This window comes from Veillonella parvula (assembly GCF_032575955.1).
In the GTDB taxonomy this organism is placed as follows: Bacteria; Bacillota; Negativicutes; order Veillonellales; family Veillonellaceae; genus Veillonella; species Veillonella parvula_J.
On the sequence record NZ_JAWFXN010000010.1, the window covers coordinates 47,829 to 73,574 of the forward strand.

23 protein-coding genes, 3 tRNA genes and 1 riboswitch are annotated in these 25,746 nt (G+C 38.5%); of the genes, 25 read left to right on the forward strand and 1 reads right to left on the reverse strand.

The genetic code is table 11. The features are described 5' to 3' along the window. From E7L28_RS08350 to E7L28_RS08410, 13 genes are all read left to right on the forward strand, one after another. A complete protein-coding gene (locus E7L28_RS08350) occupies positions 1-540 on the forward strand; it encodes a hypothetical protein (RefSeq protein WP_004693598.1) in 540 nt (179 codons plus the stop codon). Positions 541-552: 12 nt separating this feature from the next. Then, positions 553-1,203: a coenzyme F420-0:L-glutamate ligase gene (locus tag E7L28_RS08355; protein ID WP_004698361.1), complete on the forward strand. Its 651-nt coding sequence runs from the start codon at positions 553-555 to the stop codon at positions 1,201-1,203. A 195-nt stretch (positions 1,204-1,398) separates the two neighbouring features. After that, positions 1,399-3,111: a hydantoinase/oxoprolinase family protein gene (locus tag E7L28_RS08360; RefSeq protein WP_316711587.1), complete on the forward strand. Its 1,713-nt coding sequence runs from the start codon at positions 1,399-1,401 to the stop codon at positions 3,109-3,111. Further along, a complete protein-coding gene (locus tag E7L28_RS08365) occupies positions 3,101-4,525 on the forward strand; it encodes a histone deacetylase family protein (protein WP_278457949.1) in 1,425 nt (474 codons plus the stop codon). The genes E7L28_RS08360 and E7L28_RS08365 overlap by 11 nt, the downstream gene beginning before the upstream one ends. A 163-nt stretch (positions 4,526-4,688) precedes the next feature. Continuing rightward, the gene (rph, locus tag E7L28_RS08370; protein ID WP_287508315.1) at positions 4,689-5,444 is read left to right on the forward strand and encodes a ribonuclease PH; all 756 of its coding nucleotides are present in this window, start codon (positions 4,689-4,691) and stop codon (positions 5,442-5,444) included. 1 nt (position 5,445) lies between these two features. Continuing rightward, entirely contained in the window at positions 5,446-6,021 is a 576-nt protein-coding gene (locus E7L28_RS08375) for an XTP/dITP diphosphatase (RefSeq protein ID WP_287510928.1), read from the forward strand. 66 nt (positions 6,022-6,087) lie between these two features. Beyond that, entirely contained in the window at positions 6,088-6,585 is a 498-nt protein-coding gene (locus E7L28_RS08380; protein WP_287510931.1) for a metallophosphoesterase family protein, read from the forward strand. Positions 6,586-6,662: 77 nt separating this feature from the next. Continuing rightward, positions 6,663-7,445, forward strand: coding sequence for an adenosylmethionine decarboxylase (gene speD, locus E7L28_RS08385; protein ID WP_008715652.1), 783 nt, complete (start codon positions 6,663-6,665; stop codon positions 7,443-7,445). 287 nt (positions 7,446-7,732) lie between these two features. Beyond that, complete coding sequence (locus E7L28_RS08390; RefSeq protein ID WP_004693580.1) at positions 7,733-8,938, forward strand: NAD(P)-dependent malic enzyme; 1,206 nt, start codon at positions 7,733-7,735, stop codon at positions 8,936-8,938. 378 nt (positions 8,939-9,316) lie between these two features. Next, positions 9,317-9,393: transfer RNA gene (locus E7L28_RS08395), tRNA-Pro, on the forward strand. Between the two features lie 10 nt (positions 9,394-9,403). Then, positions 9,404-9,477: transfer RNA gene (locus tag E7L28_RS08400), tRNA-Gly, on the forward strand. Positions 9,478-9,578: 101 nt separating this feature from the next. Then, positions 9,579-9,655 (forward strand) — tRNA-Arg (locus E7L28_RS08405). A gap of 64 nt (positions 9,656-9,719) precedes the next feature. Next, the gene (locus tag E7L28_RS08410) at positions 9,720-10,592 is read left to right on the forward strand and encodes a DUF2806 domain-containing protein (protein ID WP_316102012.1); all 873 of its coding nucleotides are present in this window, start codon (positions 9,720-9,722) and stop codon (positions 10,590-10,592) included. 271 nt (positions 10,593-10,863) lie between these two features. Here the strand turns inward: E7L28_RS08410 and E7L28_RS08415 are convergent, their stop codons facing one another. Further along, a complete protein-coding gene (locus E7L28_RS08415; protein WP_316692031.1) occupies positions 10,864-11,268 on the reverse strand; it encodes a type II toxin-antitoxin system death-on-curing family toxin in 405 nt (134 codons plus the stop codon). A gap of 498 nt (positions 11,269-11,766) precedes the next feature. Between E7L28_RS08415 and E7L28_RS08420 the strand changes: the two genes are divergently transcribed. From E7L28_RS08420 to E7L28_RS08475, 12 genes are all read left to right on the forward strand, one after another. Next, a complete protein-coding gene (locus E7L28_RS08420; protein WP_008602705.1) occupies positions 11,767-13,920 on the forward strand; it encodes an ATP-dependent Clp protease ATP-binding subunit in 2,154 nt (717 codons plus the stop codon). A gap of 77 nt (positions 13,921-13,997) precedes the next feature. Next, a riboswitch (TPP riboswitch) is annotated at positions 13,998-14,105 on the forward strand. Between the two features lie 77 nt (positions 14,106-14,182). Then, a complete protein-coding gene (gene thiC, locus E7L28_RS08425) occupies positions 14,183-15,487 on the forward strand; it encodes a phosphomethylpyrimidine synthase ThiC (RefSeq protein ID WP_316692165.1) in 1,305 nt (434 codons plus the stop codon). A gap of 23 nt (positions 15,488-15,510) precedes the next feature. Next, a complete protein-coding gene (gene thiS / locus E7L28_RS08430; protein WP_316692166.1) occupies positions 15,511-15,708 on the forward strand; it encodes a sulfur carrier protein ThiS in 198 nt (65 codons plus the stop codon). A gap of 1 nt (position 15,709) precedes the next feature. Continuing rightward, the gene (locus tag E7L28_RS08435) at positions 15,710-16,480 is read left to right on the forward strand and encodes a thiazole synthase (RefSeq protein ID WP_316692167.1); all 771 of its coding nucleotides are present in this window, start codon (positions 15,710-15,712) and stop codon (positions 16,478-16,480) included. A gap of 9 nt (positions 16,481-16,489) precedes the next feature. Next, positions 16,490-17,590, forward strand: a complete 1,101-nt coding sequence (gene thiH / locus E7L28_RS08440; RefSeq protein WP_316692168.1) for a 2-iminoacetate synthase ThiH — start codon at positions 16,490-16,492, stop codon at positions 17,588-17,590. 12 nt (positions 17,591-17,602) lie between these two features. After that, entirely contained in the window at positions 17,603-18,241 is a 639-nt protein-coding gene (gene thiF, locus E7L28_RS08445) for a sulfur carrier protein ThiS adenylyltransferase ThiF (RefSeq protein WP_316692169.1), read from the forward strand. Further along, a complete protein-coding gene (gene thiE / locus E7L28_RS08450; protein WP_316692170.1) occupies positions 18,242-18,889 on the forward strand; it encodes a thiamine phosphate synthase in 648 nt (215 codons plus the stop codon). A 180-nt stretch (positions 18,890-19,069) separates the two neighbouring features. Continuing rightward, complete coding sequence (locus E7L28_RS08455) at positions 19,070-19,837, forward strand: LamB/YcsF family protein (RefSeq protein WP_316692171.1); 768 nt, start codon at positions 19,070-19,072, stop codon at positions 19,835-19,837. Positions 19,838-19,965: 128 nt separating this feature from the next. Further along, positions 19,966-21,162, forward strand: coding sequence for an NRAMP family divalent metal transporter (locus E7L28_RS08460; RefSeq protein WP_008602694.1), 1,197 nt, complete (start codon positions 19,966-19,968; stop codon positions 21,160-21,162). Positions 21,163-21,236: 74 nt separating this feature from the next. After that, a complete protein-coding gene (gene pxpB, locus E7L28_RS08465; RefSeq protein ID WP_038125839.1) occupies positions 21,237-21,980 on the forward strand; it encodes a 5-oxoprolinase subunit PxpB in 744 nt (247 codons plus the stop codon). A 37-nt stretch (positions 21,981-22,017) separates the two neighbouring features. After that, positions 22,018-22,989: a 5-oxoprolinase subunit C family protein gene (locus tag E7L28_RS08470; protein ID WP_229039639.1), complete on the forward strand. Its 972-nt coding sequence runs from the start codon at positions 22,018-22,020 to the stop codon at positions 22,987-22,989. 512 nt (positions 22,990-23,501) lie between these two features. Continuing rightward, positions 23,502-25,746 (forward strand): ESPR-type extended signal peptide-containing protein (locus E7L28_RS08475; protein WP_316711588.1); only part of this gene is annotated, 2,245 nt, incomplete at its 3' end.

Below are 25,746 nucleotides of genomic sequence, written 5' to 3' on the forward strand. Positions count from 1 at the left end.
ATGTGGTTTTATAACATCCTCAGTGCAGTAATAGCTATTATTGTGGCTGTTGCAGCTCTGTACTTATTATTCCGTTTGTTTGTATTGAAACAAGGTAATGAAAATATTGTCTTATTAGCGAAACGAGCAACGAACTTTCAAGTATCTGATCGTAGTTTTGAATCCATTACGTTGTTCTGTGATATACCATTTGTAAATAAAGGGCGCCAATTGGGCACAATAATGGACTTATTTCCACGTCCATTATTACCTGAAGAACATTTTGATGCAGTTAAGGTAAATGCCTGGGCTATGGATATTAATCGTCCGCGTCAAGATGGATACTTTGAAGCTATAATTATCAAACCACGCAAAGGTGGCACAATTCGTGTATATGTTACATTAACAGGTAAAACTGGCAATATTCGAGAAGATATTAAGGGATTCCCTTATATGGATATCGATATTTACTACCAAATCGTGGGTCGGACAGACTATCATATCGATAAGCAGCGTATTCGTTTGACTGCTGAAGAAGTTCAAGCAGCAATGGTTCAATAAGGAGGCATAACAATGGCAGAATTAGAGTTAGTATGTGTGCCAACACGTATTCTTACAGATAATGATGACATCGTTGATGCTATCGTTGAATTTGGCGGTCATAATATTGGACCTGAAGATATCGTATGCGTTGCTGAATCTGTAGTGGCTATTACACAAGGCCGTTTCACACGTCCTGAAGAGCTAGATGTATGCTGGCAAGCTCGTTTAATTAATCGTTTTATCCATCCAGATGGCTCCATGGCATCTATTTATGGTATGCAATCGGCTATGAATTTGGACGGTAAATGGAAGGTATTAGGTGCTTTTATTTTAGGGGCTATTGCTAAAATTTTCCGTAAACCTGGCGTGTTCTATGCAATTGCTCGTGCTGCATCCTTAACCGATGATGTAACGGGGACTATGCCTCCATTTGATAAGCATATTGTATTTGGTCCAAAGGATCCTGATAAAGTGGCTGAGAAAATTGTATCTCGCACTGGTTGTTATGGTGCCGTTGTAGCTGACGTTAATGACTTGAAACGGTCCGCTATTTTAGGTACAAGTCGTGGCATTGACGCTAAGAAAATTGCACAATTGTTGATTGATAATCCATTTGGTAATGATAGCCAAATGACTCCGATTGTTATCATCAAAAATTACGCATCTGTATCTGGTAAATAACAGAAGGCTGTACTCATCACATAGAGATGGGTACAGCTTTTTTATATATAATGAGATTGAATACGAACTATACGCAGGGTTGAATAGGAATTGCATATTAGTTCAAATAGAGATTATATGCTAGCTTAAATTGAGTTTTCTTTACTCTGTTTTGAGTTTGTATAGATTCTTTATTAATACTAATAAGGAGGTTATATGTTACTAGGGTTAGACGTAGGTGGTACTTTTACCGATGCTGTTATCGTTGATGGCCATCGTGTAGTGGCAACTGCCAAGAGGCGGACTACAAAGGATAATCTAATGAATGGTATAGGTGAGGCCTTAGATGCAGTTTTAGAGGACTGTGATACATCAAATATTGAACAAGTAACCTTATCTACTACTGTGGTGACTAATACTATTGTAGAAGGAAAGGAGCAGCCTGTAGACCTTTATGTAGTAACAGGGCCTGGGCGAAACGTTGATGATATTTTTCCTGTGAGCCCTATATACCTTCAAGGTTATACAGATCATAGAGGTATCGTTGTAGAGCGTACCCCTACTGATGCTGTACGTGGTATAGCCAACATGGTTCAAACACGTAGTGGTACTGATTTGGCTGCTGTGTCCGCTAAATTTGGGGTGCGGAATCCTCAAGAAGAACTATCTATTACAGAAGAATTGAAAAACACGTATCTTACAATTTCTAATGGCAGTTTATTAAGTGGTTCTTTAAATTTTCCTCGGCGTACTATTAGCGCTTATTTTAATAGCGCTGTAACACCAGTATTTACGGAGTTTAAGAAAAATGTTGAAGATGCTCTCAGTGCACGGAATATATTGGCTCCACTTCACATTTTAAAGGCCGATGGTGGTTCTCTACCTATGGAGCATATGGTGAGTCGTCCAGTAGAGACTGCCTTTACAGGCCCTGCCGCAACAGTTCTTGGACTATCTGCTCTCGGCGCTATAGGTAATCAGCATACAGTGGCTCTAGATATTGGGGGGACTACAACGGATATATCCCTTTGGAAGCATGGTAGACCATTGATGACAAAAAATGGTGTATCTATTCGTGAGTATCCAAGTGCAGTGCGATCCTTTGCCGTTACCTCTGTCGGCATTGGTGGGGAATCTGTAGTTCGCTTTAAAAATGGTAATCTTACCGTAGGTCCTGAACGAGTGGGACCATCGGTAGCTCTAGGGGGTATAGAACCTACCTTGGGGGATGCACTTATCGTGCTCGGTCACGCGAACTATGGCGACTTTAATCTAGCATCACGAGCTTTACAAGATTTAGAAGATGCTATCCAGGCTACGTTGCAATCTAATAATGTAAATACCTTAAATAATCAACTAACTCTTATTAAGACCTCCTCTGATGTAGCAAGACTAATCCTACAAAAGGCGTTGGAAACGATTCAACGTGGCGTAGATGAGGTCATAACGGTTGAGAATAAACGCCCTATTTATGTGGTGGCAGATATTGTAAATCCTGATATATTTGTGCCTGAACATATTGTTGTAGTAGGAGGCACGGCGCCAAGTCTCGGAGCGAGCATTGGAGAATATATGGATTTACCTATTACGATTCCAGAAAATGCAGCCGTAGCGAATGCTATTGGTGCTGCGCTAGCCCTATCTACCATCGAACTCACTGTCCATGTAGATACAAAACGTCGGTTGCTTGTTATTCCTGAATTAGGTATTAAACAGCAAAATTGTACTTTAAAACGAGCGGAACAAGTTGTAGAACGAACTAAAGAGGCTCTCAGTGAAGAGGCTTTACGTTTAGGTTTAGATACGGCGCAAGAAATCGAGGTCATTAGCATTGAAGATTTCCCTGTGGTAGAGGGCTGGCAATCTATGGAGCGTTTAATTACGGTGAAAGTACAACTAGCGGCGGGGGTGAAACACTATGTGGAATAAAGGACTATCCTATCGAGAGCGTCATGGCCTTATAGAAAAGGATACGAACACGAAACTGAATGACGACGTGAATTCTACTATTGATAAGGCTAAATATCATCACAGTTTAGGTCTTGTCTTTTTCCCTGCTTTTGACTGGAAAATTTCTGAAACACATCCTGAACGACAAGAGCGTTTACTCTATACGCGAGATCAAATCGTAGAGGAAGGTTTATTAGATATACCCAATATTAGAGAATATAATCCAATAGTAGCGGATTGGGATACAATAGAGCGAGTTCACGTTGGTGCTCCAGATTTAGAGTCTTGGGTGACTGAAGCTCATCGGGTATCTGCTGGAGGTGCTATTGCGGCAGCTGATGCGGTCATACGCGGTGAAGTAGATCGCGCCTTTGCGTTAGTAAGACCACCAGGTCACCATGCGATGGCTATGGTTCATGGTATTCGTGGTTTCTGTACGATTAATATTGAAGCCGTTATGATTCAACACATACGTCAAACCTATGGAATCAAACGCGTTGCCGTAGTAGATACCGATGTACACCATGGTGATGGTTCTCAAGATGTGTTTTACCATGATCCTGATACGTTGTATATTAGCTTCCATCAAGATGGACGTACTTTATATCCTGGAACAGGCTTTATGGATGAATTTGGTGGACCTCAGGCCATCGGTGGTAATATAGATATTCCACTACCGCCAGGTACCGGTGACGAAGGCTTGATGAAGGTCATGCGTGAGCTTGTATTGCCTATCCTTGAAGAGTTTAATCCAGATATCGTCATTAACTCGGCTGGACAAGATAATCACTTTAGCGATCCATTAGCCAATATGCAGGTAACTGCAAAGGGCTATGCAGAGCTAGTCGATTTATTACAAGCAGATATAGCAGTTTTAGAAGGAGGCTATTCCGTACAGGAAGCATTGCCATATGTGAATACAGGTATCATTTTATCCATGGCAGGCCTTGATTACAGTAAGGTCGTAGAACCTGCCTTTGACCCTGTTAAATATAAGCAAAGTCAAAGTGTAACAAATTATATAGATGAGCTTATCGCTAAGTGGAAGGTACAATGGGCTAATCGATATCGTATAGCAGAAGAAGAACGTGCTAGTGTAGGTGATATTTGGTCAAATCGTTACAATGTGTATTACGATGAAACGGGCGTACAAGAGGAGCGCCTTGAAAGGGTGCGCATGTACGAAGACAAGGTAGGCTGGTATAGTGTACTTTCACGAGGACAATATGGACCGTATGGACCGCAAAGCGTATATGCTATGTTCATCCCTTGGCAAGCAGATGAAGGAACGCGTCAAGATGCTATTGTAGAAGCAAAACGAGCCAAAGCAGAAGGGGGAGCTAGCCGTTATGTTGTGGTGGATCCACTCGGCAACGGCCAATATGAACTATAATGTTAATCTCCGTAAATGATAACGCCAGTTATCATGTTAGAATCGCGAATTACAATATAATTCGTAATGCTAAAAAATAGTAAAATTGTGATATAATATAAGTAATAACGCCCCTTTGTGTAAGGGGCGTTCTAATATTTAGTTTTAGAATGGTGAGGTTCCTATGCGCAGTGATAATAGAACAGCGGGTCAATTGCGACCTACTAAAATAACACGGAATTTTACAGAGTTTGCTGAAGGTTCTGTACTTATTGAGTGTGGTAAGACCAAGGTTATCTGTACGGCTACTGTTGAGGATTCTGTGCCACGCTGGCTAAAAGGTTCTGGGCAAGGATGGGTAACTGCGGAATACTCATTATTGCCACGTTCTACGCAAACTCGCGTGAGCCGTGAGGCTGCAAAGGGAAAACAAACAGGACGGACTGTAGAAATTCAACGCCTTATCGGTCGTGCTTTGCGTGCTGTCGTAGACCTTGAAGCACTTGGCGAACGTTCTATCACTATTGACTGCGATGTGATCCAAGCGGATGGTGGTACACGAACAGCATCTATTACAGGCGCCTTTGTAGCCCTCGTTGATGCGGTGGACTTCACCTTTGGCGGAGCTGGCAAATTTCCAATTACTGACTTCTGTGCAGCCATCTCCGTAGGTATTGGTCCAGATGGTCCTATTACGGACCTTTGTTACGAAGAGGACAGTGCAGCCATTGTAGATATGAATGTAGTCCGTACCGGTTCTGGTAATATGGTTGAAGTACAAGGTACAGGTGAACACGGTACATTTAATCGTGATGAGCTCAACGCTTTACTTGATTTAGCAGAGGCTGCTACAGATGAGCTCATGGCTAAACAACGTGAAGTACTTGGTGCGACAGCAGATAAAGTAGGTAAAGAGTATCCTACAGCTCCGGAGGTATAAAATGGAACAAATTGTGCTTGCTACAGGCAATAAAGGAAAAATTCGTGAGTTTTCCGAGGCCTTCTCCCACTTATCTATTGATTGTGTACCTGTAAAAGCTGTGATTTCCATTGAGGAGCCAGAGGAAACTGGTACAACCTTTATGGAAAATGCTTTGTTGAAGGCCCGCTACTATGCAAAGGCTACGAATCGCCCATGCCTTGCTGATGACTCTGGCATTACGCTTGATGTCCTCAATGGTGCACCAGGTGTATATTCTGCGCGTTATGCAGGTCGTCATGGTGATGACAATGCAAACAACGAGAAGTTAATTCATGAACTACAAGGGAAAAGTAACCGTACAGGTCATTATGTATGCGCTTTAGCACTTGTATATCCTGATGGTAGAGAAGTGACGGCTGAAGGCTATTGCGATGGACTCGTTCAAGATGAGCCAAAAGGGGAAAATGGCTTTGGCTATGATCCGTACTTCTATGTGCCTGAGTTTAAAAAGACGATGGCAGAGCTTAGTATAGAAGAGAAGGAAACGATTAGTCATCGTGGCCGTGCACTACGTGAATTAATTAACAAGCTTTGATATTTTCGAACTATATGGTATAGTTCATATAAATATATAATATAGTGGCATTAGAGATTAAATACAATGAAACGAATTGGCATTTTAAGTGACACTCATGGGTATCTAGAGGATATCGACCTCGTCTTGGCTGCTACCGCTGATCAAGACATCGATATGTGGCTTCATGCTGGTGATTTTGGCGATGATGCACGCTATATGCAGGAACATACGGATATTCCTGTGTATGCTGTGCGTGGCAATAACGATCGTCTGCAACCGCTTGAACCACGAGAGCAATTGATTCCTCTTGAAGATACCTATATTTACATGACTCATGGTCATGAGGTATCATATTATAATCGAATACAAAAACTGATTGAGTTAGGAACTGACATGGGTGCACGACTGATAGTGTCCGGTCATAGCCATCATCATGGTGAGGTTCGTGCCCGTGATGCGGTATTTGTAAATCCTGGCAGTATTTCTTTGGCTCGTGATCGCTCCGGTGGTACCTTTGCCATCGTTACCTACGATAATGGACAGTTTGATGTAGAGTTTGTGTATAAACAAGATATTGTTTAGTTATATGATGAAAGCTTCGTTTGCGAAACTTTCAAAAGGAATAGTAAGTCTATGCATGGAAAGGGTTATGACATATCATGGATACACCAGTTAAAGCAAAGCCTAAAATGAAGTTATATGGTTTTAACAATCTCACGAAAACATTGAGTTTTAATATTTATGATATTTGTTATACTCGTACGGAAGAAGAGAAAAAACAATACATTCAGTACATTGATGAAGTATACAATGCGGATCGTTTAACGGCTATTTTGACGGAAGTTAGCCATATCATCGGCGCTAATATCCTTAATGTAGCGAAACAAGATTATGATCCACAAGGTGCTTCTGTTACGATTTTAATTTCTGAAGAGGAAATTGAAAAAGAAGATGTAGTTATGCATTTAGATAAATCGCATCTTACTGTACATACGTATCCTGAAAGCCATCCGCACAAAGGGATTAGTACATTCCGTGCCGACATTGAAGTGTCTACATGTGGACAAATCTCTCCGTTAAATGCACTTAATTACTTAATTCAAAGTTTTGACTCTGATATTCTTACCTTGGATTATCATGTACGTGGCTTTACTCGGGACGTGTCTGGTAAGAAAATTTATATTGATCATCGTATCAATTCTATTCAAAATTACATCAGTGCAAAAACTCGCAACATGTACAACATGATTGATGTAAATGTATATCAAGAAAATATTTTCCATACAAAGATGATGTTAAAAGAATTTGATTTAGATAATTATCTTTTTGGCATCACTGAGTCAGAGTTGAGCGATCGCGAAATCAAGCAAATTAAACATCAATTAAAGCAAGAAATGATGGAAATCTTCTATGGACGCAATTTGCCATCTGTAAAAGCTTAAAGATAGCTTTTATAATATTGTTGTGACAGCTTTTATCGTATAATACGAAGATAGACTTGAAGTAGATAAGCCTTATATGGTTTATCTACTTTTTATAATTTACTTTATTACTACTGGAGCTTAATCTTTATTACTACTGGAGCTTAATGATAGTTGTTTTTAAAATTTTCGAGAAACTATATCGAAAAAACTTGAATTATGATTTAGCATTTTGTATAATACAATTAGTTAAAGGTATAAATTACCGACTCTAAAGAGTCCGAGTGTATCCACAAAGGAGAATTGTTATGGACGTACGTGAATTAGCTGTACAAAAAAAACGTGAATTAAAAGGTTTCCTTACTGTAGGAACTAAATATGAATTAAAAGACGCTCATGATTTATCTGTAGCTTACACACCGGGTGTAGCAGAACCATGTTTGCGTATTAAAGATAATGAAGCAGAATCCTTCGAATTAACTTGCCGTTCCAACATGGTTGCCGTTGTATCTGACGGTACTCGTGTACTTGGTCTTGGTGATATTGGCGCTGCAGCAGCATTGCCAGTAATGGAAGGTAAATCCTTATTGTTCAAAAAATTCGGTGATGTAGACTGCATTCCATTGGTTGTAGATACAAAAGATGCTGATACATTGATCAATACAGTAAAATTGTTGCAAAAAAACTTTGCTGGTATTAATTTGGAAGATATTTCCTCTCCTAAATGCTATGAAGTTGAAAATCGTTTGAAAGCAGAGTTAGAAATCCCTGTATTCCACGATGACCAACACGGTACTGCTATCGCATGCTTAGCAGGTGTAAAAGGCGCTCTTCGTTTGGTTAAAAAGGATTTAGCTACTGCTAAAATCGTTGTAAACGGTGCTGGTGCGGCAGGTGCTAATATTGCTCGCTTATTATACCTTGCAGGTGCTCGTGATATTACATTATTGGTATCCTCTGGCGTATTGCATAAAGACTACAAACGTCTTGACTCTTTACAAGCTGAATTAATCGATTTACTTAAACTTGAAGAAAAACATGGCGATTTGGCTGAAAATGCTAAAGGTGCTGATATTCTTCTTGGTGTATCTGCAGCAGGTGCTTTTACAAAAGAAATTTTGGAAAGCTTAGCTGACGATGCAATTGTATTTGCAATGGCTAACCCTAATCCAGAAGCAACATATGCTGATATGAAAGCTGCTGGTATCCGTGTTGCTGGTACAGGTCGTTCCGATGCTCCTAACCAAATCAACAACGTAGCAGTATTCCCAGGTGTATTCCGCGGTGCTATCGACGTTCGTGCGTCTCAAATCACTGACGAAATGAAATTAGCTGCTGCTGACGCTTTGGCTCACTTGATTCCTGATAGTGAATTGAACGAAGAAAACGTAATGCCATCCGTATTCGATCCTCGCGTAGCTCCAGCTGTTGCTAAAGCAGTTGCTGAAGTTGCTGTAAAACAAGGTATTGCTAAAAATCCTCAAGCAATAGAAGATGGTAGCTACGAAGGTTAATTTATTTGCTTTACTAGCATTTTATAATCTTATATAACCATAGAACAATACAACATGCACCTCGAAAGGGGTGCATGTTTTTATATGATCGATTAAGTATATGATTGGCTTTATACTATTAGGGTGAATAATCTATAGATTAAAATGATATAGAGGCGTAGGCGTATAGGATAATAGACGTCAGGATCGATATATTAAAGAATGTATTAATGTATCAGTAAAAAAATTAATGAAGTTGTAAAAAAGTACTTGTCACTAGTTTCTATCAATGATATAATAATTTTCGTTGCAGAGCGATACTTGAAAGAGTAAGAGCTCAGCAAGAGTAGTGGTTGACATCAACTACCGGGTTTGCTATAATAGCAAAGTAATTAATGACGGGGCATAGCGCAGTTTGGTAGCGCACCTGGCTTGGGACCAGGGGGTCGCAGGTTCGAATCCTGCTGCTCCGACCATTTTTTATTTGCGGGTGTAGCTCAATGGTAGAGCCCCAGCCTTCCAAGCTGGTCGCGAGGGTTCGATTCCCTTCACCCGCTCCATTTTTTTTTGCCTTTTTTAGGGTATACTAAGATAGGGTGTAGTTGACGATACATAGTACATAATTTATACTATAATAGATAATTATATAGGGAATCCACATGGTTCAGTAGCTCAGTTGGATAGAGCAACGGCCTTCTAAGCCGTGGGTCGGGGGTTCGAATCCCTCCTGGATCACCAAAGAAATAAGCGGATAGTTCGTAATGAACTATCCGCTTTTGATAGGTTTATAGGAGTATTCAATATGGATTTAAATAGTATGATTCCGATTATGCAGGCACTCGCACCTGCTACCCCAATTGTAACAGTATTGGCTAAAGGAATCTTTGCTACTATTTTTTGTAGGAAAAATACAGAAGCTGTTGAGTTTGAAAAACTAAAAATTGCTAAGCTTGGTGAAATAGCACAAACATTGCTAGACAATAAGTTAATTACATATACTGAGTTTTATAAAGCATCAAATTTTGAGAAAATTGCAGTAATAGCTGATAAATATATCTCAGATAAACCTTCAGAAGATACTATTCTTAAATTTGATTTTGATTGGTTTATTAAATTTTATGACGCGGTTGGTACTGTTAGTAATGAAGAAATGCAAGAAATTTGGGCTAAGCTATTAGCTAGTGAAATTAATACGCCTAACTCTATATCATATAAGACCATAGAGCTATTAAAAAATATGTCATCAAAAGAAGCACATTTACTAGAAAAATTATTGAATAAAAGCATATTAATACGTAATAATTGTTTTATTCCTAGGGATGAAGATTTTTTAAAGCATAATGATATTAAATATGAAGATTTATTGTTACTAGAGGATTATGGTTGGTTGAAGATACCTCAAGGATTAACTATGTCAATTCAAATATTGGTGGATGAGACAGTTAATTTATGTATATCTAATCAACATACGCTTCAAGTAAAAAATATAGGGGAAAAAGAACAAACATTAAAGATAGAATTTTACCCATTTACTGTATTTGCTTATCAATTATTATTAATAATTGGCTCTTTAACAAATGATGAAATTTTATATTCATTTAAAGAAGTTTTAGAAAAGAATCATCATGAAATAGAAATTAAAATTGTACCTACTGTGGCAGTTGAGGTAAAATAAATCTCAATTAAAAATCTGAAATATTGAATTGTCTTTTGAGTACTTATTTAATTATTATAATTTTATAATAATATGAATATCTATATCTATATCTATATATGATAGCTTTTGATAGTTGCTTTGGCAATTTTAACAAAAAAAGAATTTTAAATTAAATTACACCCCAAAAATTATGTCTAATTTTTGGGGTGTAATTTATATTATGTTCTCCCTTTAGAAATATTTTAGCCATGTACTAATTTTTACAACTCTGTGTATAGCTTGAGGATCGTTAATTTACATTTATTTCTATAGTATTTTTCCGCAACCAATTTGCGAGTGCTATATTTGTCATATTTCCCGCGGCTACATTGATAATTAGGTTTTCTACGTCTTGTTGTGAAGCAGTAATATCAAGTCCATTGATAATAAGATATACATACATGCTGTGGAGTGCCGTTCGTTTATTGCCATCTGTAAAAGGATGGTTGTTGGCGATGCCGTAACATAGTTGTGCCGATTTATCGTAGATAGATGGATATAAATCGTTAGCCATGAAAGTTTGGAAGGGCGCATTGACTGCTGAGATTAATAGGTTTTCATCGCGTATGCCGGATGAAAGGACAAATGCATCTTCTAATTGTTTATGGAGTTCATAGATATCTTGTACGGTGAATTGGATATTAGGTGTAGTCATTTATTCTCCAATGCTTTATATAGATCATAATTCCGCTTTAATACTTGTTGCGAGATATCTTTTATCAGCTTTTTTAGTTCTTTGTTAGTCTCGCTGGTTAGGAAGGGGGATTCGTGGTTTATTTGATGAGTGGTAATTTTCGAATCTTTTGACTTCATAGATTAAACTCCTTTACTGTATTTTTGAATTTTATATTCACTATATATTTGACTTTTATATCTATATATAGGTAATAAATCAATATAAACAATGTGATTTATAATAATCAAATCAAAAGTTCAAAATGATTTATCTTTTAAAAACCCAGTATTTATCTATATTCTTGGCGTATAAATCAAATTAGTTAAACAAAAAAGTCAAAAAATAATCAAAAAATCTTTTTGGTTTATTGACTTTTTGACTTTTAGGGGTTATTATAATGTCGTAGGGTAAATAAACCCAGTAAAAATAGTATTAGTCAAATAGTTAAACTCTATGATGTATGAGGGGGTAAAATATATGAACAACAACTTTAACAACTTTGGTAATGAATTTTCTAGCATGAATGATTTGTTTAATCAATTGATGGGTAATATGGGTGGTTATTCCACGGAACGACGTAGTTATAAGATTAATGGTCGCGAAGTAACTCCAGAAGAATTTGCGTTTTATCGTCAAACTGGTCGCTTACCATCTAATGAAGAAATGCAAGCTGCTCAAGCTGCGCAACAAGGTAAAATTAAACAAGATGGAATCCTTGCTCGTTTGGGGACAAACTTAACTCAACAAGCTCGTGATGGTAAACTCGATCCTGTCATTGGTCGTAATAAAGAAATCCAAGAAACAGCAGAAATCTTAGCGCGTCGTACTAAAAATAATCCTGTACTTGTAGGTGATGCTGGTGTTGGTAAAACTGCAGTAGTAGAAGGCTTGGCACAAGCTATTGTAAATGGTGATGTTCCAGCAGCTATTAAAAATAAAGAAATCATTTCCATCGATATTTCCGGATTGGAAGCGGGTACTCAATACCGTGGTTCTTTCGAAGAAAACATTCAAAACCTTATTAAAGAGGTAAAAGCCGCTGGCAATATTATTTTGTTCTTCGATGAAATTCACCAAATTTTGGGTGCTGGGTCCACAGGTGATGGTCAAGGGTCCAAAGGCTTGGCAGATATCTTAAAACCTGCCTTGTCTCGTGGTGAAATGACTGTAATTGGTGCTACAACACAAGATGAATACCGTAATACAATCATGAAAAACGCGGCTCTTGCTCGTCGTTTTAATGAGGTAAAGGTAAACGCGCCATCTGCAGAGGATACTTTCAAAATCTTACAAGGCATTCGTCCATTATACGAAGCGCATCATAATATTGAATTGCCAGATGCGGTGTTGAAAGCAGCTGTAGATTATTCCGTACAGTATATTCCACAACGTAGCTTGCCTGATAAAGCTATCGACTTAATCGATGTAACAGCAGCTCACTTGGCATCTCAACATCCTGTAACAGATATTAAAACATTGGAAGCAGATATTGCTGATGCTAAAGCAAAACAAGAGGAATATGCTCAAAAAGAAGACTATGAATCTGCGATTAATGAAAAAATGCGTATTCAAAAGTTACAAGCAGAGCTTGATAACCATACAGAAAATCAAAAGGTAGTGGCTAAGGTCAACGATGTAGCAGAAGCCGTTGAAAGAATGACAGGTATCCCTGTATCTCAAATGGGGGCATCCGATATCGAACGCTTGAAAGACATGAAATCTCGTTTAGAAGCTCATGTAATTGGTCAAGATAAAGCAGTAGAAGCCGTATCTAAAGCAATTCGTCGTAATCGTGCAGGCTTTGACGAAGGTAACCGTCCAATCGGTAGCTTCTTATTCGTAGGTCCTACTGGCGTTGGTAAAACAGAATTAGCTAAACAATTAGCTCTAGATATGTTTGGTAACAAAGATGCAATCATTCGCTTGGATATGTCCGAATATAGTGATCGCACAGCCGTATCTAAATTAATCGGCGCTACAGCTGGTTATGTTGGTTATGAAGATAACTCTAATACATTGACTGAACGCGTACGTCGTAATCCTTATTCCATCGTATTATTCGATGAAATCGAAAAAGCAGACCCTCAAGTTATTACATTACTTTTACAAGTATTGGACGATGGTCGCTTAACAGATGGTCAAGGTAACACAGTAAACTTTAAAAATACTGTTATCATCGCTACATCCAATGCAGGTTTCGGTTATGGTAATGACAATGATGATGAAAATAAAGTAGATGTAATGGAACGCATCGCGCCATTCTTCCGTCCAGAGTTCTTGAACCGTTTCAACGCAGTTATCGAGTTCAATCAATTGAGCAAAGAAGATTTGAAAAAAATTGTAGATTTGATGCTTGATCAAGTGAATAAAACTTTAGCTAAAAAAGATATCACTCTTGATGTAACAGATGCAGCTAAAGAATTGTTGATGGAACAAGGGTATGACAAAACTATGGGCGCTCGTCCATTACGTCGTGTTATCGAATCTGAAATCCGCGATAATGTAACTGATTTCTATTTGGATCACATCGATGCTAAACACTTGCTTGCTGATGTTAAGGATGGTCATATTGTAATCTCTGAAAAAGCAGATTCCGATGATAGCAAAGACCAAGATAAGGCTGAGAAATAAACAATAGACGTAAAAGTGTCAGAATAATCATTTGACAAATCTGAATAAAGTAGTAATATTAATAGCATAATTATATAGTGAGTATGCAAGGGAGCCTATTATATAGGCTGAGAAAGGGCTGCGAGCACCTGACCTTTATACCTGATCGGGATCATGCCCGCGTAGGAAGCACGCTAATACTTAATATGGGTATCGATCATTTTGTTCGATACCCATTTTTGCATACCTAACTATATATGTCTTTTATATAGGAGGATGTAAAATGTTTATGACTCAATTGGAATCGGCTATGGCTGGTGTAGTTACGAAGGAAATGAAAGTCGTCGCGGAAAAAGAACGTATGGATGAAGAGGTATTACGTTCACTAGTGGCAGCAGGAAAGGTTGTTATTCCTTGTAACAAGCAACATACTAGTATTTCGCCTGAGGGGATTGGCAAATGCCTTAGAACGAAAGTCAATGTTAATTTAGGTACATCAAAAGATGTTACTGATTATGATAGTGAAATTGAAAAGGTTAATCGAGCTATTAGACTTGGAGCAGAGTCAATCATGGATCTTTCAACTCATGGTGATACTCGTATTTTTAGACGTAAATTAATCGAGACATCACCAGTAATGATTGGTACGGTGCCTATCTATGATAGTGTTATTCATCATCAAAAAGATTTGGGTGAATTAACGGCTCAAGACTTCTTGGACACTATCCGATTACACGCTCAAGATGGTGTAGATTTTATTACTATCCACAGTGGTATTACGAGAAAAACAATAGATCAAATTAAGAATCATAAAAGGTTGCTCAATATTGTTAGTCGCGGAGGGAGTTTGGTATTTGCATGGATGAGCATGACAGGCCATGAAAATCCATTCTATGAATATTTTGATGAAATCTTAAAGATTTGCAAAGAATATGATGTTACTTTGTCTTTAGGTGATGCTTGTCGTCCGGGTTGCTTGGCGGATGCCACTGATGTGTGCCAAATTGAAGAGCTTGTAAGGCTTGGTGAATTGGCAAAACGAGCAAAAGAATATGGTGTACAAGCTATGATTGAAGGACCTGGACATGTACCTTTACATCAAATACAAATGAATATGGAAGTTCAAGAATCTTTATGTGATGGAGCGCCATTCTATGTATTGGGACCGCTCGTCACAGATATTGCTCCAGGCTATGACCATATTACGGCTGCTATTGGTGGCGCTGTAGCGGGTATGCATGGTGCGTCCTTCTTATGCTATGTTACACCAGCGGAACATTTAGCCTTACCAAATGCAGATGATGTAAAAGACGGAATTATGGCTTTCAAAATAGCGGCGCATGCTGCAGATATTGCTCGTGGTATTCCTAATGCAAGAGATATAGATGACACTATGGCTAAGGCACGTCAAGTTCTCGATTGGGAGGCACAATATGCTTGTGCCATTGATCCTGAACGGGCTCGTTCTATTCGTGAAAGTAGAGCACCGGAGGAAGATCATGGTGAAACCTGTTCGATGTGCGGCAAGTTCTGTGCTGTACGCAGTATGAATAAAGCTTTACAAGAAGAATATATTGATATTTTATAAGCTTTTTCATATGGGAGGTCACTATGGATTTAATTGTTAATGGAGAGCCAAAGCAGGTTTCAAACGAGCAACTTCATTTGGTTCTTAACGAATTAGGGTATGCCGGTAAACACTTTATAGTTGAGCTTAATGGCGAGATTCTTAGTAAGGAAACGTATACAACCACTAAATTAACGGCTGCTGATAGATTAGAAATCGTTAGCTTTGTAGGAGGTGGTTGATATGTTGGATTCATTTACTGTAGGTAATACAACATTTTCTAGTCGCTTGTTAGTGGGGACAGGGAAATATGCATCCTATAATTTGATGCGAGATGCACTGGTAGCATCGAAATCAGACATTGTGACGGTTGCTCTTAGACGAGCAGGTACAACACAAAGTGAAGAGGATATATTAAATTATATCCCTGATAGAATGCATTTATTACCGAATACATCGGGCGCTCGAAATGCAGACGAAGCAATACGTATTGCACGTATGGCAAAAGCATTAGGCTGTGGTAATTTGATTAAGATTGAAGTCATTCAAGATCAGATATATTTGATGCCCGATAATTTAGAGACTATTAAAGCCACCGAGGTGTTGGCAAAGGAAGGGTTTATAGTCTTTCCTTATATGAGTCCTAATTTGATGGATGCAAAGCGACTAGTAGATGCTGGTGCTAGTTGTGTTATGCCCCTCGCTTCGCCTATTGGTAGTAATCGTGGACTTGAAGCAAAAGGATTGATAGAGATTTTAATCAACTCTATTGATGTGCCTATTATTGTTGATGCAGGGATAGGACGTCCTTCTGATGCAACAATAGCTATGGAAATGGGGGCTAGTGCTGTTCTTGTTAATACGGCTATTGCTACGAGTTCGGACCCAGTAGGCATGGCAGAGGCTTTTTATGATGCTGTAGAGGCTGGTCGCAAGGCATATCTTGCAAAATGTGCACCTAAGAAGTCTGTAGGCAGTGCATCTTCACCGTTAACTAGTTTCTTGCGAAAGTAGGGTGAGGATATGTCATTTTTAGATGTACTTTCAAGAGTTTCCGACGAAGATATAGCTGACATATTAGGCGCAGTAACTGATGATGAAATACTTTCAACACTCTCTAAACCTAAGTTAGCTATTGATGATGCACTGATTCTATTATCACCTCAAGCTCTGCTGTATTTAGAAGATATGGCACAGTTAGCTCATGAGAGAACGGTACAGCAATTTGGTTATACTATACAACTATTCACGCCTATGTATATTTCAAACTATTGCGACAATGGTTGTGTGTATTGTGGATATAGCCATCGTAGTGGGATTGCTCGCGAAAAGCTAAGTTTAGACGATATTGAGTTTGAGGCGAAAGCAATCGCTGAAACGGGATTAGAGCAAGTTTTGGTATTAACCGGCGAATCTAAATCTTGCAGTCCACCGTCATATATACAAGCTGCCGTAGAAAAATTGGTTCCTATTTTCAGTAGCGTTAGTGTCGAGGTGTATTCACTTACGCTAGAGGAATATAAAGGATTAGTCACAGTTGGAGCGGATGGAATGACGATGTTCCAAGAGACATATAATCCGACGTTGTATGCGCAATTACATCCATTTGGGCCTAAGAGTGATTTTGCAAAGCGGATTGATACGCCTGAGTTGGCTTGTCAGGCTGGATTTAGAGTGGTCAATATTGGTGCTTTAATGGGCCTTGATGAATGGCGTCGAGAGGCATACAAGACGATGTTACATCTTAATTACCTTATGCAACATTATCCAGATGTAGAGCTATCAGTTTCCGTTCCAAGAATTCGACCTTGTGCAGTAGGTTATTCACCAAAACATCCTGTAGATGATACGGCATTGGTTCAATATATTTTGGCTTTGCGTCTTTTGTTTCCCCGTGTGGGAATTACGCTTTCCTCTCGTGAAAGCAAGTATATGCGTGACAATCTGGTGAGACTTGGGATTACAAAAGTTTCAGCTGGCGTAACAACCTCTGTAGGGGGACATACAAAACAAGATGATTCTAGCCAATTTACAATCAGTGATAATCGCAGTGTAAGTGAAATGGCTGCAATGCTCGAAAATAATGGGTATCAACCCATTTATAAAGATTGGCAGGCACTATGAGGAGATATATGTATGGCTCATATGAATAACGAATTTGAAACGGCTATATCCCACTTCTATAGTCCTGAGGAGTTTCGTAAATTGCAGACTTCAGTAGTAGGCGTTTTAGGTGCTGGCGGATTGGGATCCAATTGTGCGGTTAATCTTGTCCGTAGTGGTATTCGAAATCTAATTATTGCAGATTATGACATTGTAGAGCTAAGTAATTTAAATCGGCAATACTATTTTTCGCGTCATGTGGGACAGTATAAGGTAGAGGTTTTACAAGATGTGTTAACTGCCATTAATTCAAATGTTATCGTTAAAATTTATAAGGATAAATTGACAATCGAGAATATACCTGAAATCTATAAAAAAGCCGATATTTTGATAGAAGCCTTTGATGCGGTAGAAGCTAAATCTATGTTTTTAGAGGCTACAATCTCACTAGATGTACCTAAAATCATGGTATCCGGATTGGCTGGAATAGGTAATTCCGATACGTTACGAACTAAAAAGCTAGGTCAAAATTTATATATTGTTGGTGACGAGCATTCCGGTGTAGAAGATGCGTATCCTTATGCACCACGTGTAGCTATTGCTGCTGCAAAACAGGCGGATCTAGCGTTATCACTTTTACTAGAGAACACCATGTTTAATGAGGTAAAATAAGTGAATAGAAAAGACAAACTAACAGCGGTAATGAATGCTTGCCCTATATATGGAATTACGGGTGGTACTCGAGATGTAGTTCCGCTTATGAAAGATATGTTAAGCGCAGGGATACGAATTATACAATATCGTGAAAAGGGAAAAATGCCTATTCTGCGATATCAGGAGGCTATGATTTTGAGACGATTGACCTCTGATTATCATGCACTACTAATTATTGATGATTATGTTGATCTAGCGTTGGCTATACATGCTGATGGTGTTCATATTGGACAAGATGATTTGCCCCCTAATACGGTAAGACGAATTGTAGGGCCTAATATGTTGATTGGCTGGTCAACCCATAGTATATCTGACCTAAAAGCGGCAAACAGATATACAGGTGTTATTGATTATATTGGGGTAGGGCCTATTTTTTCTACACAAACAAAACCAAATGCTAATCCTGTAGGCATTTCTTATATATATTGGGCAAAGCAGTTTAGTAAGGCTCCCATTGTTGCTATTGGGGGCATTAAAACCACAAATGCTGATACCGTTTGGCAAGCGCATCCCGATTTTATTTGTGCCGTTTCTGAAATAACAGAATCGGATAATATACAAAATACTATTTATGAGCTCATGATGGGATATAGTAGGGTCAGATAAAAATGAGTATACATACAAACCACAAGATTTTAATCTTGTGGTTTTTGTATTTATAAAATAATTTTGTAGATTTGATAAATATCCTTGCTAAGATATAGGTTTATTTAGTATAATCGTATCATTAAATTCAATATTCTATAGAATATTATAAAATAGATGAAGATGGAGAGGTAATAGTATATGTCTCATTATGTAGATTTAAATAGTGATTTAGGCGAAAGTTTTGGTAATTATACATTAGGTATGGATAGTGAAGTATTAAATCACGTAACAAGTGCTAATATTGCTTGTGGTTGGCACGCTGGAGATCCTCTTATTATGGATGCGACTGTCCGCATGTGTAAAGAAAAGGGCGTAGCCGTAGGGGCACATCCTGGTTATCCAGATTTGATGGGATTTGGTCGTCGTGCGATGGCAGTAAATCCTGCTGAGGCGAAAGCCTATATGATATACCAACTGGGCGCACTACAACCTTTTTGTGATAGTTATGACATTACTTTACAGCATATGAAGTTACACGGTGCCTTTTACAATACAGCTTGTGTTACGCCTGTAATAGCTGATGCAATTTTAGATGGTTTACAAGCAGTAAATCCCAATATTGCGGCCATGGTATTGAGTGGTAGCTATATTGCTCAAGAGGCACAGCGACGAGGTATTCCTGTTATACAGGAGGTGTTTGCCGATCGTGGCTACACAGAGGAGGGAACATTGGTTCCTCGTACAGAAGTAGGTGCTTTCATCAAAGACCCACAAGAGGCTTTAGACCGAGTTCTCATGATGGTTACAAAGGGTAAGGTTGTTACTAATACGGGGAAGACCATTGATATTGTGGCTGATTCCGTATGTGTTCATGGTGATAACCCAGAAGCAATAGCTTTCACAAAGTATATTCGGGAAGGGCTATCAAAAGCTGGTATAACGGTGGCGAATTTTCAACACCGATAACACTATTAAGAACATTAAAATAAATGCTTAATTAATACTAACAGAAAATACGAATATAAGTATTAAAAGCAAGTATGAGCTTTAAGCAATAAGTATGACATAGATTAATTATTATTTTGGAGGTTCCTATGAAACCAATTACAGGTAAAGCGAGTTTCTCTGTCCTATTAGGGGCAGCTTTCTTAATGGCCACGTCATCTATTGGGCCTGGCTTTATGTTGCAAACAGCAGCGTTTACAAATGAGCTGAAAGCAGACTTTGCATTTGCTATCGTTATATCCGTTATTTTCTCTATTATTGCACAGCTTAATGTGTGGACAATTATTGGTGTATCCCAAATGCGCGGTCAAGATATTGCGAATAAGGTATTACCAGGCCTTGGGTATATAGTGGCATTTTTAATTTCCCTTGGTGGATTAGCCTTTAATATCGGTAATATTGGTGGTGCTTCTATGGGCCTCAATATTATATTTGGTATCGACACAACAACAGCAGCCGCTATTAGTGGTATTTTGGGCATCTTACTATTTACATCTAAGAAGATGGGTGGTGTTCTAGATAATACGGCTAAAGTACTCGGTACGGTTATGCTCGTCCTCATTGCTTATGTAGCATTTTCAACGAATCCCCCAGTAGGGACAGCAGTGACTCATGCGATAGTACCTACGAATTATCCGTGGCTTGCTACGATAACTCTTATTGGAGGGACCGTAGGTGGATATATAACATTCTCTGGTGGTCACCGCCTTATTGATGCTGGTATTACAGGTCAAGAACATTTAAAGGATGTACGTCGTGCAGCTATTATGGGCATGTCTGTTGATGCGCTAGTTCGTATATTATTATTCTTAGCTGTTCTTGGTGTGGTATCTATGGGATTTGTACTAGATGCTAAGGATCCAGCTGGTTCTGCTTTTCTTTTAGGAGCTGGTGAAATCGGGCATAAATTATTCGGTATAGTGTTCTTCTGTGCCGCATTGACCTCTGTAGTAGGGGCTGCCTATACATCAGTATCCTTTTTAAAAACATTGTTTAAGGTGGTAGAACGAAATGAAAAATTGACTATTATGGCATTTATCTTTATTTCCACATGTATCCTGATTTTTATTGGTAAACCAGCATCTCTATTGATTTTAGCTGGTTCTGTAAATGGGTTAATATTACCTGTTACATTGGCAGTTATGCTTGTCGCAACTCATAAATCTGAAATCGTAGGAACATATAAACACAATAAACTTTTATATTATACAGGGTGGATTGTAGTGCTCGTAACATCTTACATTGGTGTTACATCTTTAAAAGGTATTGCTAAGTTACTAGGTTAATTAATTATCTGTGAAAGCACCATTACGTTCATCTTGAATGTGATGGTCCTTTCTAGTTATAGCAGGAGGTACATATGAAACCTACAATTTCACCTGTAGGGGATTGCGCTATCTCTATTGATTTTGGTCAAGCAATCGATCCAAAGATTAATCGACAAATCCGACAAGTTATAGAGCAGATTAAACTCTTACAGCTAGATGGAATTATTGAACTAGTTCCTACATACTGTGCATTGCTTGTTCAATATGATGCAATGGTATATACGTATTCCGACATTTGTGGAACTCTTAATCCAATATTACAAGAATCTGTAACAGACAGCGGAAATGAACGTGTTACGATTGTTGAAATCCCGACCATATACGGTGGCGAGTATGGTCCAGATCTAGGTTTTGTAGCCTCTCACAATCATATAAGTGAAGCTGAAGTTGTATCCATTCATAGTGGTACTGATTATTTGGTTTATATGTTAGGTTTTATTCCTGGTTTTACTTACTTAGGTGGGATGGATCCTCGCATTGCAACTCCGCGCTTGTCTTCGCCAAGAACTTTGATTCCTGCCGGGTCTGTAGGTATTGCAGGAGAACAGACTGGCACATATCCATCAGATTCTCCAGGGGGCTGGCAGATTATTGGACGCACACCTTTGACTATGTATGACATGTCTAAAAAGCAAGCTGCATTATTAAGGGCAGGGGACTACGTTCGTTATGTGCCTATCGATGAAAACGAATTCCATAGGATTAAATCCTTGGGTATGGAATATATTCCATCTATATATGAAATAGAAAGTGGTGATTTACGTGGATATAAATGAGTTTCAACGCGCTTTAATCCGCGTAGATGCTCCGGGTATGTATACAACGATTCAAGATTTAGGGCGTATTGGCTTTCAACAATATGGTATGCCTGTGGCAGGTCCTATGGATAGTGAAAGCTATCTCTTGGGACAGGCTCTAGTAGGAAACAAGGAACCGCTAGGTGCTTTAGAATGTACCGTGTTACCTCCTACGCTAACTGTTCAAGGTACATGTATTGTTGCTTTTACAGGGGCCGACATGCACCCAACCATTAACAATTTAGTCGTGCCTAGATATATACCTTTTATTTGTCACGAAGGGGATATCATTTCTGGTGGCTTCAGCCAATGTGGAGTGCGTATGTATATTGCTTTCTCTGGTGGTATCGATGTTCCTGCTATTAACGGTAGCGTATCGACTCATACAAAGGCTAAAATAGGTGGTTTTGAGGGGCGTTCATTACAAGCGGGCGATCAGTTTGGCATTAAAGCATTTACTAGAGACGAAGTGAATGTGTGCGACTTCTATGGTGGTCATAACTTATTCAATACTGCTTTATATAACCGCGGCGGTCGTGAGTGTCACGAACCTTTGCGTGTTGTTCTCGGAAATCAAGCAAAGTATTTTACAGAGAAAGGGATTAGGACCTTTGGTAGTAAAATATATACATTGACTGTACAATGTGATCGCATGGGCTTTCGCTTGGATGGCCCTGTTATAGAGCATATAGATGGTGCAGATATTATCTCCGATGGCGCTGTATTTGGTTCTATCCAAGTTCCTTCTGATGGAAACCCTATAGTGCTCATGGCAGATCGGCAAACAACAGGTGGCTATACAAAGATTGGCACTGTGATTACGGCAGATTTACCTAGGTTAAGCCAATTACCAGTGGGGGATGGAATTCATTTTGATATCGTATCTGTCGAAGAAGCACAAGCGATATATCGTACATATATGAAACGCTTACATAAGCGTATACAATTAGCACACGAGCAAAGTGTATATGCCTTTAATGTAACTTAATTGGTTTTCTCTATTTAATTATATAAACTAGCAATAAAGCTATCTTGTAGATTGTTATTTCTATGAGATAGCTTTTTTCTTTGAAAATTGTAGTAAATCAGCTATTGGCTAAGGAAAATATCTAGTGTTTTATATGATTTTAATGAAGTAATTATCTCTGTAGTGATGATATGCGATTTAGTCCGTAATATCTAGCTGTAAAGATATTTTTTTAGTATCTATAATCTCATAAACGAAGTTTAAATAATTGATTATGAGTTTATATTCATTTTATCTCTTTAGTATGGTATAAAATAAGCCCGTATTTAATATAAATTTGTGACATGAATCACTATAAAGCTTATTACTACGCTGTTTTTGCAATACCTATAATTGTGAAAAATAAATGAAAAAGCTTGATAGTATATTAAAGGTTTTGATATACTTAATATATTGAAAAATTTGAAATTCTCATATGATTTATCATATGAAGAAGCATAAAGGGAGCATTAATATAGTTTATAGGAGAAAATATGAATAAGATTTTCAAAGTGGTTTGGAGCAAATCAAAAAATTGTTACGTAGTAGTATCTGAGTTCGCTAAGAATAATAGCGGAAAAAAGAAAATTGTTGTAGCAACTATCTTTGCTGCATTAGCAATGTCTAATGCTAGCATCTCTATGGCGTCAAATGATGTGCCTTCGAATCTGCCTGCAACAGCAGTAGGCTTGGGGCCTAATGCTTCTGTTAAAGGTGATAAAGCTGTAGGTTTTGGTTATAATGCAGCAGCTGCTGGTGGAAATTCTGTTGTTATTGGTTCTAATTCTAGTGTTGCTGCTGGTAGCCCACAAGGAATCGCTATTGGTGGTGGTAATACTGCTAATGAAGGTGCAAGAGTAATTGGAGAACAAGCAATTGCCATCGGGGGAAATACACTAGCCAAAGGACATTCTTCTATTGTTATTGGTGGCGATGATGTAGTTAAAGCTGATGGTGTAAAAGTTATTTACACTACAAGTGGTGGAGCGACTCAAATTGGGGATTTGCGTAGTGCTGTTCAAAGCTTAACTGGCTTTGATATGAGAACCCCAATGTTTACAATGGCGACGGCTGGTGAATCTGGTATCACATTAGGGATGAAAGGTCAGTCAGGCAATGTGGGCATTGCCATTGGTACAGGTGCAAATGCGAAGGATCGTTTATCAGGAACTTCTAGTGGGGCTTCTGGTCAAGCCAATAATGATGTAACAAATGCTATTGCTATTGGCACAGGGGCTAGGGCAAATCGTGATAATGCTATTGCCATCGGTGGTGGTTCTAACACTGATGTAGGCGGTACAAAACAATCTAGCTATACATTGCCAAATAACGTTGTTGCTTCCTGGGCTGGTGGTGATAAAACATTGCCAGGTGACGTTGTATCTTTTGGTTCTAAAGGGTATGAACGTCAGTTGAAACATGTGGCTCCTGGTGAAGTAAGTGCTACTTCCACAGATGCAATTAATGGCTCTCAACTTAGCGCTATTGTAGACCAAATCGCTTATAAATATATATCTATAAAATCTTCTGATGTTGCTAATAAAGATAATACTGGTGCTACGGCCGATAATTCTATTGCTATTGGCCCAAATGCCGCAACAGACGCATCTGCAAGTCGTTCTGTGGCTGTTGGTGATGGCGCCAGAGGTAAAGTAGTAGATGGTGTAGCAGTTGGTTCAAAATCTATAGCTGATATTGCTTCAGGCGTAGCGGGATATAATGTTAATGCTAGTCGTACAGATATATATGCTGGTTTAAGTGGTGCTGCCCTAACATCTAAATTAGGTGGTGTTGCTGTTGGTACGACAAACCAAACACGTCAAATTAATTATGTTGCTGCAGGTACTGCTGATACAGATGCAGTAAACGTTGCACAGTTAAAGAGTGTTAATCTAGCTTTTACAGGTGATACTGGTACAGGTGATGTGAACCTTGCTAATAGTAAATTAGCTGTAAATGGTGATAATACATACATTAGCACTACAGCTAATGGTAAGAAAATTACAGTTTCTGGTAAAAAGCAAGATATCACGGTAGCAAATGGTAGCGCTACAGCGACTGCTGGTATGGCGGATTCTGCTAACGTAGCTAATGCAATTAATCAAGCAATCGATCAAAATAAATATGGTTGGAATCTTTCCGCTAATGGAGAAGCTACACCAGTAGCGGTTGAAAAAGGTAATACAGTAGATTTTTCTGGTGACGATAATGTTGCAGTTTCTAGAAATGATAAGAAAATTTTTGTAGCCTTGAAAAAAGATCTTTCTAAATTAAACAGTGCATCTTTCAATAATGCTAGCGGTAATGAAACTGTTAAAATTGATGGTGATAAAGGTATCAATGCTGGGAATTTGAAAGTTGCTAATGTAGCAGATGGTGTTGCTGATAAAGATGCTGTCAATGTATCTCAATTGAAAAAAGTTGATGATAAAGCTGAAGCTAACAAAATTGCTATTGATACAAATAAAACTGCAATAGCTAAAAATGCAGGTGATATTGCAACAAACAAAACAGATATTGCTGCCAATAAGGACAGTATTGCTGCGAATACGCAAAAAATTGCTGACAATAAAACAGCAATTGACAAAAATGCGGGTGAAATTGCTACAAACAAAGGGGATATTGTTTCTAATAAAGCTAATATTGCCCAAAATACTGCTGCTATCGGTCGTAAGATTTCTTTAGGTGGTAACTCTGGTTCGACTGATGAAAAATCTTTGAGCACAGGTGATGTGAAAT

What these genes read in the sequence shown, in the direction of transcription:
- E7L28_RS08350 (WP_004693598.1), top strand. Translation starts at nt 1, where the DNA reads ATGTGGTTTTATAACATCCTCAGTGCAGTAATAGCTATTATTGTGGCT.
- E7L28_RS08355 (WP_004698361.1), top strand. Translation starts at nt 553, where the DNA reads ATGGCAGAATTAGAGTTAGTATGTGTGCCAACACGTATTCTTACAGAT.
- E7L28_RS08360 (WP_316711587.1), top strand. Translation starts at nt 1,399, where the DNA reads ATGTTACTAGGGTTAGACGTAGGTGGTACTTTTACCGATGCTGTTATC.
- E7L28_RS08365 (WP_278457949.1), top strand. Translation starts at nt 3,101, where the DNA reads ATGTGGAATAAAGGACTATCCTATCGAGAGCGTCATGGCCTTATAGAA.
- rph (WP_287508315.1), top strand. Translation starts at nt 4,689, where the DNA reads ATGCGCAGTGATAATAGAACAGCGGGTCAATTGCGACCTACTAAAATA.
- E7L28_RS08375 (WP_287510928.1), top strand. Translation starts at nt 5,446, where the DNA reads ATGGAACAAATTGTGCTTGCTACAGGCAATAAAGGAAAAATTCGTGAG.
- E7L28_RS08380 (WP_287510931.1), top strand. Translation starts at nt 6,088, where the DNA reads ATGAAACGAATTGGCATTTTAAGTGACACTCATGGGTATCTAGAGGAT.
- speD (WP_008715652.1), top strand. Translation starts at nt 6,663, where the DNA reads ATGGATACACCAGTTAAAGCAAAGCCTAAAATGAAGTTATATGGTTTT.
- E7L28_RS08390 (WP_004693580.1), top strand. Translation starts at nt 7,733, where the DNA reads ATGGACGTACGTGAATTAGCTGTACAAAAAAAACGTGAATTAAAAGGT.
- E7L28_RS08410 (WP_316102012.1), top strand. Translation starts at nt 9,720, where the DNA reads ATGGATTTAAATAGTATGATTCCGATTATGCAGGCACTCGCACCTGCT.
- E7L28_RS08415 (WP_316692031.1), bottom strand. Translation starts at nt 11,268, where the DNA reads ATGACTACACCTAATATCCAATTCACCGTACAAGATATCTATGAACTC.
- E7L28_RS08420 (WP_008602705.1), top strand. Translation starts at nt 11,767, where the DNA reads ATGAACAACAACTTTAACAACTTTGGTAATGAATTTTCTAGCATGAAT.
- thiC (WP_316692165.1), top strand. Translation starts at nt 14,183, where the DNA reads ATGTTTATGACTCAATTGGAATCGGCTATGGCTGGTGTAGTTACGAAG.
- thiS (WP_316692166.1), top strand. Translation starts at nt 15,511, where the DNA reads ATGGATTTAATTGTTAATGGAGAGCCAAAGCAGGTTTCAAACGAGCAA.
- E7L28_RS08435 (WP_316692167.1), top strand. Translation starts at nt 15,710, where the DNA reads ATGTTGGATTCATTTACTGTAGGTAATACAACATTTTCTAGTCGCTTG.
- thiH (WP_316692168.1), top strand. Translation starts at nt 16,490, where the DNA reads ATGTCATTTTTAGATGTACTTTCAAGAGTTTCCGACGAAGATATAGCT.
- thiF (WP_316692169.1), top strand. Translation starts at nt 17,603, where the DNA reads ATGGCTCATATGAATAACGAATTTGAAACGGCTATATCCCACTTCTAT.
- E7L28_RS08455 (WP_316692171.1), top strand. Translation starts at nt 19,070, where the DNA reads ATGTCTCATTATGTAGATTTAAATAGTGATTTAGGCGAAAGTTTTGGT.
- E7L28_RS08460 (WP_008602694.1), top strand. Translation starts at nt 19,966, where the DNA reads ATGAAACCAATTACAGGTAAAGCGAGTTTCTCTGTCCTATTAGGGGCA.
- pxpB (WP_038125839.1), top strand. Translation starts at nt 21,237, where the DNA reads ATGAAACCTACAATTTCACCTGTAGGGGATTGCGCTATCTCTATTGAT.
- E7L28_RS08470 (WP_229039639.1), top strand. Translation starts at nt 22,018, where the DNA reads ATGTATACAACGATTCAAGATTTAGGGCGTATTGGCTTTCAACAATAT.